This is a genomic window from Streptomyces sp. NPDC058812 (assembly GCF_042744565.1).
Taxonomy (GTDB): domain Bacteria; phylum Actinomycetota; class Actinomycetes; order Streptomycetales; family Streptomycetaceae; genus Streptomyces; species Streptomyces thinghirensis.
Genome location: NZ_JBHYOB010000001.1, coordinates 192,551 through 205,450, shown reverse-complemented (window position 1 = coordinate 205,450; position 12,900 = coordinate 192,551). Strand labels below are relative to the sequence as shown.

13 protein-coding genes are annotated in these 12,900 nt (G+C 71.7%); 4 read left to right on the top strand and 9 right to left on the bottom strand.

Annotated elements, in window-relative coordinates; translation table 11 throughout:
• Window positions 1-3 precede the first annotated feature (3 nt).
• The 4 genes from chvE to ACFW48_RS01015 form a co-directional block, all read right to left on the bottom strand.
• Entirely contained in the window at window positions 4-1,113 is a 1,110-nt protein-coding gene (chvE, locus tag ACFW48_RS01030; RefSeq protein ID WP_386309186.1) for a multiple monosaccharide ABC transporter substrate-binding protein, read from the bottom strand.
• A gap of 139 nt (window positions 1,114-1,252) precedes the next feature.
• On the bottom strand, window positions 1,253-2,224 hold the full coding sequence (locus ACFW48_RS01025) for a hypothetical protein (RefSeq protein WP_386309183.1): 972 nt from the start codon (window positions 2,222-2,224) through the stop codon (window positions 1,253-1,255).
• 169 nt (window positions 2,225-2,393) lie between these two features.
• A complete protein-coding gene (locus tag ACFW48_RS01020) occupies window positions 2,394-3,398 on the bottom strand; it encodes a zinc-binding dehydrogenase (protein WP_386309180.1) in 1,005 nt (334 codons plus the stop codon).
• Entirely contained in the window at window positions 3,395-4,561 is a 1,167-nt protein-coding gene (locus tag ACFW48_RS01015) for a mandelate racemase/muconate lactonizing enzyme family protein (RefSeq protein WP_386309177.1), read from the bottom strand. The genes ACFW48_RS01020 and ACFW48_RS01015 overlap by 4 nt, the downstream gene beginning before the upstream one ends.
• Window positions 4,562-4,986: 425 nt before the next feature.
• Between ACFW48_RS01015 and ACFW48_RS01010 the strand changes: the two genes are divergently transcribed.
• A complete protein-coding gene (locus ACFW48_RS01010; RefSeq protein ID WP_386309174.1) occupies window positions 4,987-5,604 on the top strand; it encodes a hypothetical protein in 618 nt (205 codons plus the stop codon).
• A 102-nt stretch (window positions 5,605-5,706) separates the two neighbouring features.
• Here the strand turns inward: ACFW48_RS01010 and ACFW48_RS01005 are convergent, their stop codons facing one another.
• Window positions 5,707-6,147, bottom strand: a complete 441-nt coding sequence (locus ACFW48_RS01005) for a MarR family winged helix-turn-helix transcriptional regulator (RefSeq protein WP_386309171.1) — start codon at window positions 6,145-6,147, stop codon at window positions 5,707-5,709.
• Window positions 6,148-6,247: 100 nt separating this feature from the next.
• On the opposite strand from ACFW48_RS01005, the gene ACFW48_RS01000 reads away from it, so the two are divergent.
• Window positions 6,248-7,270, top strand: coding sequence for an NADP-dependent oxidoreductase (locus ACFW48_RS01000; protein WP_386309169.1), 1,023 nt, complete (start codon window positions 6,248-6,250; stop codon window positions 7,268-7,270).
• A 135-nt stretch (window positions 7,271-7,405) separates the two neighbouring features.
• Entirely contained in the window at window positions 7,406-7,825 is a 420-nt protein-coding gene (locus tag ACFW48_RS00995) for an organic hydroperoxide resistance protein (RefSeq protein WP_310873565.1), read from the top strand.
• Between the two features lie 29 nt (window positions 7,826-7,854).
• Here ACFW48_RS00995 and ACFW48_RS00990 read toward each other — a convergent pair whose 3' ends face one another.
• Window positions 7,855-8,286 carry a hypothetical protein gene (locus ACFW48_RS00990; RefSeq protein ID WP_386309167.1) on the bottom strand — a complete coding sequence of 144 codons (432 nt, stop codon included), beginning with the start codon at window positions 8,284-8,286 and terminating at the stop codon, window positions 7,855-7,857.
• A 210-nt stretch (window positions 8,287-8,496) separates the two neighbouring features.
• Here ACFW48_RS00990 and ACFW48_RS00985 point away from each other — a divergent pair, with 210 nt between their 5' ends.
• Complete coding sequence (locus tag ACFW48_RS00985; protein ID WP_386309164.1) at window positions 8,497-9,321, top strand: EI24 domain-containing protein; 825 nt, start codon at window positions 8,497-8,499, stop codon at window positions 9,319-9,321.
• Here ACFW48_RS00985 and ACFW48_RS00980 read toward each other — a convergent pair.
• The 3 genes from ACFW48_RS00980 to ACFW48_RS00970 form a co-directional block, all read right to left on the bottom strand.
• On the bottom strand, window positions 9,293-10,585 hold the full coding sequence (locus tag ACFW48_RS00980; protein ID WP_386309162.1) for a pyroglutamyl peptidase: 1,293 nt from the start codon (window positions 10,583-10,585) through the stop codon (window positions 9,293-9,295). The two genes, ACFW48_RS00985 and ACFW48_RS00980, sit on opposite strands and share 29 nt — an antisense overlap.
• 288 nt (window positions 10,586-10,873) lie before the next feature.
• Entirely contained in the window at window positions 10,874-11,860 is a 987-nt protein-coding gene (locus ACFW48_RS00975; RefSeq protein WP_386309160.1) for an aldose epimerase family protein, read from the bottom strand.
• 35 nt (window positions 11,861-11,895) lie between these two features.
• Window positions 11,896-12,720 (bottom strand): SGNH/GDSL hydrolase family protein, encoded by an 825-nt coding sequence (locus tag ACFW48_RS00970; RefSeq protein ID WP_386309157.1) that lies wholly within the window; start codon window positions 12,718-12,720, stop codon window positions 11,896-11,898.
• Window positions 12,721-12,900 lie beyond the last annotated feature (180 nt).

Sequence of the window (12,900 nt, the reverse complement as noted above, 5' to 3'; positions counted from 1 at the left end):
CGGTTACTTGAGGTCGTCCGCGGTGTAGTAGCCGCCGTCGACGAGGACCTTCTCGTAGTTGGACTTGTCGACGCTGACCGGCTGGAGCAGGTAGGCGGGCACGACCTTGGCACCGTTGTCGTAGGACTTGGTGTCGTTGGTCTCGGGCTTCTTGTCGTTCAGCACCGCGTCGACCATGTTCGAGGCGACCTTGGCGAGCTGGCGCAGGTCCTTGTAGACGGTCTGGGTCTGCTGGCCCGCGATGATCGACTTCACCGAGGCGATCTCGGCGTCCTGGCCCGTGACGACCGGCATGGGCTTGCTGCCCGAGCCATAGCCGTCCGACTTCAGGGAGGACAGGATGCCGATGGAGATGCCGTCGTAGGGCGAGAGCACCGCGTCGACCCGGGCGCTGCGGTAGCTGGAGGTGAGCAGGTCGTCCATGCGCTTCTGCGCGGTGCCGCCGTCCCAGCGCAGGGTGGTGACCTGGTTGAGGTCGGTCTGCTTGGACCTGACGACCAGCTCGCCCTTGTCGATGTACGGCTTCAGGACGCTCATCGCGCCGTTGAAGAAGTACTTGGTGTTGTTGTCGTCGTTGGAGCCGGCGAACAGCTCGATGTTGAAGGGGCCCTTCTTGCCGTCCTTCAGGCCGAGCTTGTCCACGATGTACGAGCCCTGCAGCTCGCCGACCTTCTCGTTGTCGAACGAGGCGTAGTAGTCGACGTTCTCCGTGCCGAGGATCAGCCGGTCGTAGGAGATGACCGGGATGTCGGCGTCCTTGGCCTGCTGGAGCACGTTGTTGAGCGACTTGTTGTCGATCGCGGCGACGATCAGGGCGTCCACGCCCTGCGTGATCATGTTCTCGAGCTGGGCGACCTGCTGGTCCGGGTCGTCCTCGCCGTAGACGAGCTTGGTCTCGTAGCCCTTGGCCTTCAGTTCCTTCTCGACGTTGGCTCCGTCGCTGATCCAGCGCTCGGAGGACTTGGTGGGCATCGCGATGCCGATGGTGGCGCCGTCGCTGCCGCCCTTGTCCTCCTCACTGCCGCCCTCACTGCTCTGGCCGCAGGCGGTCAGGGTGAGGGCGAGGGAGGCGGCGGAGGCTATGGCGGCGAGTGCGGCTCTGCGGTTGCGCATGGTCATCATCCTTGATGTGGGTGCAGGGCTCGGTCTGGTGTTGCCAGTACGCAAAAACGCTGAGGGTGGATCGACCGAGAGCAGGTGTGTGGGATTGTGCGCGGTCGTGTCTTCTTTTGTGAAGAGAGTTTCCGGAACGTTATGACGAGATCTCGAACCGGTTGAGCGAGCCCGGCTCGCGCGTGCCGAGCGGAGCCATGTCCCCGTCCGCCCCGTGCCGCGCGAGCAGGTCCAGTGCGAGCCGGCCGCGCCGCACCCGCTCCTTGGCGGTGGTCAGCGTCAGTTCGCGCAGGTGGTGGCCGTACGGGTAGATCCCGGGCGCCTTGGAGAGGCCGAACTTCAGATACAGCGGGGCGCCGCGCCGGACCAGCTCGGCGACCTCGTACATCCGCACGTAGCCGCCGAGGTCGTCGGGAGCCTCGATGTACATGTCCATGGGCGCGGCCGAAACCCGACGTATTTCGGTCAGGTGATCGGGGGTCAGGTCGCTGGGCACGTTGATGGAGTCGGCGCCGAGCCGCTCGTACACCGCGTACGAGGCCGGGTTGACCGGCCCCACGAGCGCCGAGAGCTTGAGCGTGGTGTCGGCGGGGATGATCCCGGCCGACCGCGCCCGGTGCAGCGTCCACAGCACGCCCTCGTCGGCGACGAGCAGGCACTTGACGCCCAACTCCGTGGCCCGCACGGCGTCTTCGACACAGCCGGCGACCGCGTCGTGGCCGCGTGCCCGCAGGCCCGCGCCGCCCGAGTCGGTCCGGGTGGAGCCGCCGATGTCCCAGGTGCCGCGCGGGCCGGTGAACAGGCAGAGCTCGATGTCGCGTTCGGCGGTGGCCTCGACCATCTCGGTGATCTCGGCGTCGGTCAGCATCCACACGCCGCTGCCCTGGCTGATCCGGTGGATCGGCACATCCAGCCGCGAGGACTCCTTCAGGACCACCCCCAGCGCCTCCGGCCCCTCGCAGGAGGGGATCTCGGTGCGCCAGCGGCCGCCGCCCGGGAAGGAGTGCGGCGAGGCGTCGGCGGGGTCGAGGGCGGGCGCGGCCAGGCCGAGGGCGGTGAGCGCCTGCTCACCGGGCCTGCGTGCGGCGGCCTTGGCGGAAGCGTCGGTCACAAGCTGTCCTTAGTGTTCGGTATTTCGGACGAAGTTCGCGGCTTTGGGGAGGAGGAACCGGAGGAGGAACCGGACGAGAAGCCGGAAGCAGAGCCCGTGCGGATGGATGTACGCCGGTACGGGGGCCGTCAGGTCGCCCCCGTACCGGCGTACGGATCAGGGGCGGGCGTCAGGGACGCAACAGCACCTTGCCGACCTTCGGATCGCCGGACCCCACCAGCTCGATGGCCTCGGCGAACTCCGCGAGCGGCAGCTCGTGCGTCACCAGCGGCCGCGGGTCGAGCAGGCCGGCCGCGAAGACCCGCACCGTGTGCGCCCAGGCGTCCGGCGGCGCCCCGAAGACGGTATGCACCTCCAGCTGCCGTACGACCAGGTCGGTCGGGTCGAGCCCGTCGGCGCCCGGCGCCGGGATACCGGTCAGCACCAGCCGCCCGCCCCTGCGGAGCAGTCCGGCGGCGGTGCGGGCGGCGTCGGCGGACCCGGCGGTCTCGATGACGACGTCGAAGTCGTCCGGGAGGAGCTGGTCCTTCGTCCGGAAGTCGGTCGCCCCGTACTGCCGGGAGAGCGCCTCCCGGTCCCCGCGCGTGCCGACGACCAGCAGTTCGCCCGGGGACGCCGCGCGCAGGAACTGCACGGCGAACATGCCGAGCGTCCCCGTGCCGACGACCGCGACCCGCTCGCCGGGGCGGGCGTTCGCCTTGAGCGCGGCGGCCGCGATGCAGGCGGCGGGCTCCAGCAGGGCGGCGGCGGTGAGGTCGGCGTCGTCGGGCAGGACGTGCAGGAGGCGGGCGGGCAGCGTCAGCGTGGGCGCCATGGCTCCCGGCTGGGTGAACCCCGTCTCCTCGTACCCCGCCGTGCACAGCGTCGTCTCGCCCGCGTGACAGCGGTCGCAGACCTGGCAGTTGCGGAACCCCTCGCCGACCACCCCGTGCCCGACGAGGGACGCGGGCACCCCGGCACCGACCCGCTCCACGGTCCCGGACCACTCGTGCCCGGGGGTGAGCGGGTAACGCACGTACCCCTCGGGCCGGTTGCCCTGGTAGACCTCGCGGTCGCTGCCGCAGATGCCGGCCGCGTGCACCCGCACCAGCGCCTCACCGGGGCCGGGCTCGCGCGGCTCGTGCGGCACCAGCCGGTGCTCGCCCGGCGCCTCGATGACGACCGCGCCGCTCATGCCCCGGTGCCCTTGGGCTTGCGCTGCTCCCAGCCCTCGGCCCACAGGTCGAACCGGGCCTGCTGCTGCGGGAACTCGGCCGCCGCGTCGGTGTCCAGCTCGACCCCGAGGCCGGGGGCGTCGGAGAGGTGGAAGCAGCCGTCCTCCGGGTTCACCTGCGGCGCGCCCTTCACCACCTTCTTGATCTCCGCGTCCGCGAAGTCGTTGAAGTGCTCCAGGATCTTGAAGTTCGGCGAGGTGAAGCCGACCTGGAGGCTCGCGGCGGTCAGTACCGGCCCGCCCACGTTGTGCGGAGCCACGAGCGTGTAGTGGGTCTCGGCGGTGGCGGCGAGCTTCCGGGTCTCCCAGATGCCGCCGATGTGGCCGACGTCGGGCTGGATGATGTCCACGGACTGGTCCTCGAACAGCTCCCGGAACTCGATCCGGTCGTGGATGCGCTCTCCGGTGGCGACCGGGATGTCGACCTTCTCGGCGACCTTCCGCAGCGCCTTGAGGTTCTCCGGCGGGACCGGCTCCTCCAGCCAGGCGGGCTTGAAGGGCGCGAGTTCGCGCGCGAGCCGGACGGCGGTGGCGGGGGAGAAGCGCCCGTGCATCTCCAGCATCAGCTCGGCGTCGGGCCCGATCGCGTCCCGCACCGCCTCGATCAGCGACACGGCGTACAGGCTCTCCGCGTGGTCGAGCTCGAAGTGCCCGGTGCCGAACGGGTCGATCTTCAGCGCCCGGTACCCGCGCTCCATGACCCCCTGCGCGGCCTTGTGGTACGCCTCCGGCGTCCGCTCGGTCGTGTACCACCCGTTGGCGTACGCCTTCACCTTGTCGGTGACCTTGCCGCCGAGCAGCTGCCAGACCGGGACGCCGAGGGCCTTGCCCTTGATGTCCCAGCAGGCCATCTCGACGACGGCGATACCGGACATCACGATCTCGCCGGCCCGGCCGTAGTCGCCGTACTTCATGCGGCGGACCAGGTCCTCGACAGCGAACGGGTCGGAACCGAGAATGTGGTTGGCCTCGGCCTCCTTCAGATAGCCGAGGAGAGCGTCGGTGTGCCCCAGCATCCGGGTCTCGCCGACTCCAGTGATTCCCTCGTCGGTGTGCACCTGGACGTATGTCAGGTTGCGCCACGGCGTCCCGACCACGTGTGTGCTGATTCCGGTGATGCGCACGGCGGTTGCCCTCCAGTGTGTTCGATATTTCGGCACTCGTTCGAAATGCTGGCGTGACAGTAAGGAGACGGCGGTCGGGGTGTCAATGGGTCGGACCCATAACGGTTTCGACAGCTTCGAAAGTGCGGAGCGGAGCGGTTCCGGCCGCTTCCCCACACAACCTTCACAGCCACGTCTAGGAACACGCCCGTTGCGGAACTTAACCTTCCCGCGTCATGGACTACTGCGACCCGTGCCGACGGCACCTCAACGGCGCCCTCGCCTGCCCGGGGTGCGGCACGCCGTCCGATCAACTCGCCTGGGCCGACACGCAACTGACGGAGGCTGAGAGGCAGCCACCGCGAATCGCCGGCGATTCCGGGGCCCCCGGTGATTCCGGCGCGCCTGATGTGCGCCACGTGCCTGACGTGCCCCACGTGCCTGACGTGCCCCACGCGCCTGACGGGTCGAACGTGCCCGCCGCGCCCGACGCGCCCCGCGCCCCGGACGGCCCCTCCGCCGACGGCGCCCGCGGCGGGCGGGGCAGCCGCCGCGACCGCAAGGCCGCCGCACACCGCCGGCGCCGCCGTCGGACCCTGCTGATCACCGCGGGCTTCGTCCTGGCGGCCGGCGGACTGAGCCTCGCGGAACTCGGCATGGACGCCCCCGGCTCCCCGGCGAAGCCGGCGGCAGCCGGGGGTGAGACGACGGACGGCGGGGCGACTCGCGAGGTGGGGGAGTCGTCGGCGGTCCCGGTCGACGAGACGTCGAGGACGGTCTCGGCCTCCGGCACGCCGTCCCCGGACGCGTCCGCCTCGGCGTCGGCGTCGGCGTCGGGGTCGGCGTCGGCATCGGAGTCCCCGGGCGCGGAGAAGACGAAGACGGCGGACGAGACCGAGGCCCCGTCGGTACCTTCCCCGCAGGCCCCGGAGGCCACCCCGACCGCCGACCCGCCTGCCACGCGGCCGGACGACCCGCCCCCGACCACCACTCCGACCCCGACGACCTCACCGGACCCGACCCCCACCGAAACGTGCGACCGCTTCCTGTGGTGGTGCACGTAAGCGCCCTCCGGTCCACATCCGCGCCGGGTCGGGTGACCCACCCCTCCAGGCCGACGCCGGATCACCGGCGAGCAGCGGCCCACCACGCCCGCCCTGCCGCGCTCACTCCCCCAGCATCGTCCGCAACGCGTCCCGCAGGGCCACCCGCTCGTCCTCCGACAGCCCGGCGAGCGGCTCCCGCGCGAACCGCAGCGACTCGCGCAGCCCCCGCGCCACCCGTCGCCCCTCCTCCGTCGCCGCCGCGACCTTCACCCGCCGGTCGCCGGGATCGGGCCGCCGCTCGACCAGCCCCCGCGCCTCCAGCCGGTCCACGATCCCGGTGACGTTCGACGGCTCGCACTTCAGCTTCTGGGCCAGCTTCCGCATCGGCAGCGGCTCCAGCGACAGCAGGCTGAGCAGCTTGGCCTGCGCTCCGGTCAGGGCGCGTTCCGCGGCCGCCTCCTCGTAGTCGGCGTGGAAGCGGGCCACGACCTCGCCGATCAGCTCGACGACTTCCAGGGTGAGCGCGTCGGGTCGGCGGGTCGTGTCGCGTGGTGTGGCCATGGAATCCAGGGTACCCATTTGTTTGACAACCTGAAATGTTCAGTCGCATGGTTGTTTCAGAGCCTGAAACATCTCGTCAAGCCCCCAGGAAAGGTTCCCCATGACCGACTCCCCCGCCCTCCCCACCGTCAACCGCGAATGGCACCTGGTCAGCCGCCCGGTCGGCTGGCCCAAGCCCGAGGACTTCGCCCTCGTCGAGGCGGAGGTCCCCAGCCCGGGTGCGGGCCAGGTGCTGGTGCGCAACCTGTTCGTCTCCGTCGACCCCTACATGCGCGGCCGCATGAGCGCCGCCAAGTCCTACGCCGCCCCCTACGAGCTGGGCAAGGTGATGCAGGGCGGCGCGGTCGGCGAGGTCGTCGCCTCCAACGCCGAGGGCCTCGCCGTGGGCGACCACGTCCTGCACTTCTTCGGCTGGCGCGAGTACGCCGCCATGGACGCGAAGAACGCCGTCAAGGTGGACCCGGAGGCGGCGCCGTTGTCGACGTACCTCGGCGTGCTCGGCATGACGGGGCTCACCGCCTACGCCGGTCTGCTGCGCACGGCCGCCTTCGAGGAGGGCGACTCCGTCTTCGTCTCGGGCGCGGCGGGTGCCGTCGGCAGCCAGGTCGGCCAGATCGCCAAGCTCAAGGGCGCCTCCCGCGTCATCGGCTCGGCCGGCTCGGACGAGAAGGTCAAGCTGCTCGTCGACGAGTACGGCTTCGACGCCGCCTTCAACTACAAGGACGGCCCGGTGAGCGAGCAGCTGCGCGCCGCCGCCCCGGACGGCGTCGACGTCTACTTCGACAACGTGGGCGGCGACCACCTGGAGGCCGCCGTCGGCTCCCTCAACCTGAATGGCCGCATCGCGATCTGCGGAGCGATCTCCGTCTACAACAACACCGAGCCCGCCCCCGGCCCGAAGAACCTCGCCCGTCTGATCCAGACCCGCGGCCGCATCGAGGGCTTCCTGGTCGGTGACCACTACGACCTCCAGCCGCAGTTCGTCCAGGAGGTCGGCCCCTGGGTCCGCTCCGGCGAGCTGAAGTACCGCGAGACGGTCGTCGAGGGCATCGAGAACAACCTGGAGGCCTTCCTCGGCGTCCTGCGCGGCGACAACACCGGCAAGATGATCGTCAAGCTCTGAGCCCCTGCTCCAGCCCCCTCGGGAAGGGCGGGAAGGGCGGGCCTTCCCGGAGTTTCCGGCATGCGGTAGCGTCTTTCCGAAATCCGTCGTGGTCGTGGGCGCGAGTCACGGCGGACCGAGGAGGAAGACAACCGCATGCCGATTCAGCAGTCCGAGGTCCTCTACACCGCCGTCGCCACCGCCGAGAACGGCCGCGACGGACGGGTGGCCACCGATGACGGCAAGCTCGACCTGGTCGTGAACCCGCCCAAGGAGATGGGCGGCAACGGCGCCGGCACCAACCCCGAGCAGCTGTTCGCCGCCGGGTACAGCGCCTGCTTCCAGGGCGCGCTCGGCGTGGTGGCCCGCCAGGAGGGCGCCGACATCACCGGTTCGACCGTCACCGCGAAGGTCGGGATCGGCAAGAACGACGACGGGTTCGGGATCATCGTCGAGATCTCCGCCGAGATCCCGTCGGTGGACGCGGCCACCGCGCGGTCGCTGGTGGAGAAGGCCCACCAGGTCTGCCCGTACTCGAAGGCGACCCGCGGCAACATCACCGTGACGCTCGTCTGACCGGCGCCCGGTCTCATGCGGTGCGGCGCTCACCCGCGAGCGTCGCACCGTGCACCCCCGCCACCAGCCGCCCGTTCTCCGGCGCCGCCCCGCCCGGGTAGGCGCAACGGCGCCTTGCCGTCCAGTTCGCCGACCGCCGCCGCGTACAGCCCGGCCAGCCCGCGCGCCGAGGCCACGCCACCCACGGAGGCCGGGCCCCGGGCGCGCACGACCGGCTCGTTGGGCAGGGCCTCCAGGTCGGTGGGGTGCGCCGCGTCGCGGTTGAAGGCGAGCGCGGCGAGGGTGTGCGGGCCGTCCGGGAGCGGGCCCGGCACCACCTGCCGCGCCGGGGTGCGGATCATCGCCTGCGCGGTGCGGAAGCGGTGGTCGAGCGAGGCCGGCAGACCCAGGTGGAAGTCCAGGTGGTGCGGGGCGACCGTGGACGTGGGCGCACAGCTGACCCTCGTACTCCGGCCGTTCACCGGCCACGACCGCCGCGAACTCCTCACGCACCGCCTCGAAGCCGTCGGCGACGGTGCCGTGGATCTTCTGCGCCATCCGCTTCTCCTCACCGACTCGGCGGACCTCTGCGAGGCCGTTCGCCGTTCGGTACGGCGCGATGAGCGCGTTCGACCCGATCGCGGCTCCGTCGGGGCGCGGTGGTGTCGGTGCCGACCGGTAGAGTTCCGCCCATGCGCGATCTTGGGACGGGATTCGGCCATCTCCTGAAGGGCCAGCGCTGGGTGGCCCGGCACGGCAGGAGCTACGGCTTCGGGCTCCTCCCGGGCCTGATCACACTGGTGCTGTACGCGGCGGCGCTGATCGGGCTGGCGATGTGGGGCACGGACTTCGTCGCCTGGGCGACCCCCTTCGCCGACGACTGGTCGAGCCCCTGGTCCGGCCTCTTCCGCGGCTTCCTCACCGCCGTCCTGTTCGCCCTCGCCCTGCTCCTGGCCGTCCTCACCTTCACCGCGGTGACGCTGCTGGTCGGCCAGCCCTTCTACGAGAGCCTCTCCGAGCGGGTCGACCGCGACGTCTCCCCGGACGGCACCACCCCCGAGTCGGACCTGCCGCTCTGGCGCGAGCTGTGGATCTCCGGCCGCGACAGCCTCCGGATCCTCCTCCGCGCCGCCGTCTGGGGCGTCCTGCTCTTCGCCCTCGGCTTCATCCCGGTCGTCGGGCAGACGGTGGTCCCGGTGGTCGGCTTCTTCGTCACCGGCTTCTTCCTCACCGAGGAGCTGGCCTCCGTCGCCCTCCAGCGCCGCGGGGTCGAACTGCGCGACCGCCTCGCCCTCCTGCGCTCCCGCAAGATGCTGGTCTGGGGCTTCGGCACCCCGCTGAGCGTGTCCTTCCTGGTGCCGTTCGTCGCGGTGTTCCTGATGCCGGGCGCGGTCGCCGGCGCCACGCTCCTCGCCCGTGAACTGCTGGGCGAGGAGACCCGTGACGGCGGCGACGAGCGCTCCGACGGCGGCTTTGCCGACCCGGCGGTCAGCTCCGGTCCGGCTCCGGCGCACTGACCGCCACGGCCACGATCGCCCGCACCTGCGCCACGATGTCCAGCCGGTTCCGCACGAACGCGGGATCGGTGACCGCCCCGGTCGCCGGATCGGTGTTCCCGGCCCCGAACCGCAGCACCGGCGTGTGGACGTGCCCGCCCGGCAGGGTGGCGCCCAGCCCGAGCCGGTCCCGCAGCAGGGTCGCCCGGTAGGCGATCTCGTTGGAGAGGTAGTCCCCGCCGCCCCCGGCGCGGGCCGTCGAACCGGGCGTGGGCCCGTCCGGCCGTACGACCGGCTCGGCGGCGCCGGCCGGGATCTCGGTCACGCTCGTGTTGTCGTACACGGGGAAGCGCCCGGTGTCCGCGGCCGTGATCGCCCCGTACGGCAGTGTGGTCGTCGTCCACTGCGGCTGCGAGGCCGGGTCGGCGACGGGCACCGTCTCGGTGCGGGAGACGTTCTCGTTGTCGGGGAAGCCGCCCCGCCAGGCCCCGTTGGTCCGCTCCACGTCGAACCGCCCGACCCGGCCCTGGCTCACGGTCGTGAACAGATCCACCTTCGGCAGGTGCGGCCGCAGGGCGCGCTCCACCGCCTCGTCCGTGAAGTCCCGCCAGCGCACCGGGAACACGGCCGTCTCCACCCGGGCGGGTCCGTCCGGTGTGTCGATCACCGTGCCGTCCAGGGCGAGCGCGGCGGCGCCGGACGGGTTGGAGATCCGGATGTCGCGGTCCAGGGTGAAGGGGTCGAAGCCGGTGAGCAGCACCCGCTTCATGCCCTTGCCGTCCTCGCCGTCCTTGCCGTGCCTGTCGTGCGGCAGGCGGATGTCGCTCTGGCCGCGCGAGGCGTGCTCCAGTTCCCCGAGCAGCGCGGCCCGCTGCCGCCCGGTCAGCCCGAACCCCGGCTCCCAGGTACGCAGTTCCCGCGTCATCCCGAGCCGCGCCCAGTACAGCGGCCGGTCGTCGTCCCGGCTGAGGTCCCCGCTGGCCGGGCCCCGGCCCTGCACCCGGTCCACGGCCCGCCGCCACAGCGCCGAGCCCTCGCGCGCGACGATGCGGCGGGCCTCGCGGTAGGAGTCCGCCCGTCCGAGCCCACGGGCGAACGCCGGTGCCGCCGAGGCGAATCCGGAGCGCCGCAGGATCTCCTGGGGCACGTCCCCGTCGAGCCGCCGCTCCTCCACGGTCGGTGCGGAGACGGTGGCCGGGGGCGCCGCCGTGGCCGTCGCCGGGGCCGCGAGCCCCGCCACCAGGGCCAGTCCGAGTACGCCGATCCGAACGCGTATGTGTGTCAAGGGAGTCCAGGTCCTTCCGTCGCCGTGGGGTGCGCTGTGGAACGGCGGCAGTATCCCGTGACGGAAGGGGCGTGCGCCATGGCGCGTGGCGACCGGCGCCTGGCGACCCGCTTGGTCGTTTGTGAAGGGTTCGTACGAACCGGGGACCGGACGCCCGATCGTGGGCCACCGGGTCACCGGGGCGATTACCGTCTGACTCGGGACCGCTCACGGCGTGCCCCCACGAACAGCCCCGGCCCGGGACCTGACATCCGGGCCGGGGCTCAGTACCGGGGGGCACCGCACGGGCTACCGCACCGAGAAGCCGTACACCGTCGCCGAGCGGAAGACCTCGCCCGGCCGCAGCACCGTGCTCGGGAACTCCGGCCGGTTCGGCGAGTCCGGGAAGTGCTGCGTCTCCAGCGCGATGCCGTCCCCGGGTGCGAACGGCTCGCCCAGGTGGTCGGCGGTGTACAGCTGGAGGCCGGGCTCGGTCGTCGCCACCGTCAGCACCCGCCCCGACGCCGCGTCGTACAGCTCGGCGACCTCCACGGCGGTGTCCGTCACGCCCTTGTCGAGGACGAAGTTGTGGTCGTAGCCGGAACCGACCTTGCGCGCCCGCCGGAAGTCGAAGCGCGTGTCCGCCACGTCCTCCGTGGCGCCCGTCGGGATCAGGTCGGCGTCGACCGGCGTGATCCGGGAGGCGGCGAGCCGCAGTTCATGGCCGCCCGCGTGCCCGGAGCCCGACCCGCCCAGGTTGAAGTAGCTGTGGTTCGTCGGGTTCAGCACGGTCGGCGCGTCCGTGACCGCCTCGTACGCGATCCGCAGCGCACCCGACTCGTCCAGCGTGTACGTCGCCGAGATCTCCAGCCGGCCCGGGAACCCCTCCTCGCCGTGCGGGCTGACGCGGCTGAGCCGGACACCGTGCGCACCGTCCCCGGCCGGCGCCGCGTCCCACACGCGCTTGTCGAAGCCGCGCTCGCCGCCGTGCAGCGAGTTCGGCCCGTTGTTGAGCGCCGACGCGTACGTCCGCCCGTCCAGCTGGAAACGGCCGCCCGCGATCCGGTTGGCGTACCGCCCCACGAGCGCGCCGAAGTAGGGCTCCGGGTGCGTCACATAGCCGTCCAGGTCCGCGAACCCCAGCACCACGTCGGCGGTGTTCCCGTCCCGGTCCGGGACCTCGGCCGACTGCACGATCCCGCCGTACGACAGGACCCGTACCCGTACGCCGGCCCGCTCCAGGGTCCAGCGGTGGACGGGAGTGCCGTCGGAAAGTGTGCCGAAGAGTTCGTTCATGTGCGGAACTCTAGGACACGCCAGGTCAGGACGGGTCAGGGCTTCTTCGCGGTGACCGCGCGGTACGCGATCTCGGCCAGCCGGGCCTGGCCGTCCACACTCGGGTGGAACCAGTCCCAGCGGCTCAACTGGCCGGTCCCGAAGCGGTACTCGTGCACCGCGCCGCCGTCGGTGCGGCACAGCCGGTCCTTCGCGCAGACCTCCCGCAGCACCTCGTTGTAGTCCTCCACCCGGTCCCGCACGGTGTTCCGCCGCAGCGTCGCCGCCGGCTCCAGGGAGTCCGCGTCGGCCAGCATCGACGGGCAGATGCCCAGCTTCCACACCTGCTTGCCCAGCGGGTTGGTACGCCCCTGCGACCAGAGCCGCTTCAGATCAGGGATGCTCGCCACGTACACCTGCGCCTTGGGCAGCTTCCTACGCAACGTGTCCATGGCCTCCTCGAACCGGTCCCGGAAGTCGGCCACCGACGTCATCGCCGAGGTCGTGGCCCGGCAGGCGTCGTTCGCCCCGACCATCACCGCGACCAGCTCCGGCTTTCGCGCCGCCGCCCGGGTCACCTGCCCGGTCAGGTCGGCCATCCGGGCTCCGGTGACCGCGTAGTTCCAGCTCCGCTCGGCCGCTTCCGCCTTCCCCAGCAGCCGTACGGCGAGACTGTCGACCTCGGCGCTGCCACCGGTCGCCCACGAGACCTCCGGGCAGTCCGACAGGACCGTACAGGCGTCGAAGCCGCGCGTGATGGAGTCGCCCACGGCGGCGACCGACTCGGGGCTGGTGTCCCAGGCAGGGGCGGCCTTCGGCCGCTTCGACGCGGAGCCGGACGGGCCCGGCGAGTCGCCGCCGACGGCGTCGCAGCCGGTCACGCCCAGGACGGCGGCGGTCAGAACGGCGAGTGCGGCACGCGAACGGCGACGACCGACCCGCGAACGGCTACGGCCGACCCGCGAACGTCGAACCTCGACAGGCGTCCGCCGGCCCGTCCGCTGACCCATACCGGTCCCACCCCTCGCCTCGTGCCTCCAACGTCCTCAACCCATGACACC

What these genes read in the sequence shown, in the direction of transcription:
- chvE (WP_386309186.1), bottom strand. Translation starts at nt 1,113, where the DNA reads ATGCGCAACCGCAGAGCCGCACTCGCCGCCATAGCCTCCGCCGCCTCC.
- ACFW48_RS01020 (WP_386309180.1), bottom strand. Translation starts at nt 3,398, where the DNA reads ATGAGCGGCGCGGTCGTCATCGAGGCGCCGGGCGAGCACCGGCTGGTG.
- ACFW48_RS01005 (WP_386309171.1), bottom strand. Translation starts at nt 6,147, where the DNA reads ATGGCCACACCACGCGACACGACCCGCCGACCCGACGCGCTCACCCTG.
- ACFW48_RS01000 (WP_386309169.1), top strand. Translation starts at nt 6,248, where the DNA reads ATGACCGACTCCCCCGCCCTCCCCACCGTCAACCGCGAATGGCACCTG.
- ACFW48_RS00995 (WP_310873565.1), top strand. Translation starts at nt 7,406, where the DNA reads ATGCCGATTCAGCAGTCCGAGGTCCTCTACACCGCCGTCGCCACCGCC.
- ACFW48_RS00985 (WP_386309164.1), top strand. Translation starts at nt 8,497, where the DNA reads ATGCGCGATCTTGGGACGGGATTCGGCCATCTCCTGAAGGGCCAGCGC.
- ACFW48_RS00975 (WP_386309160.1), bottom strand. Translation starts at nt 11,860, where the DNA reads ATGAACGAACTCTTCGGCACACTTTCCGACGGCACTCCCGTCCACCGC.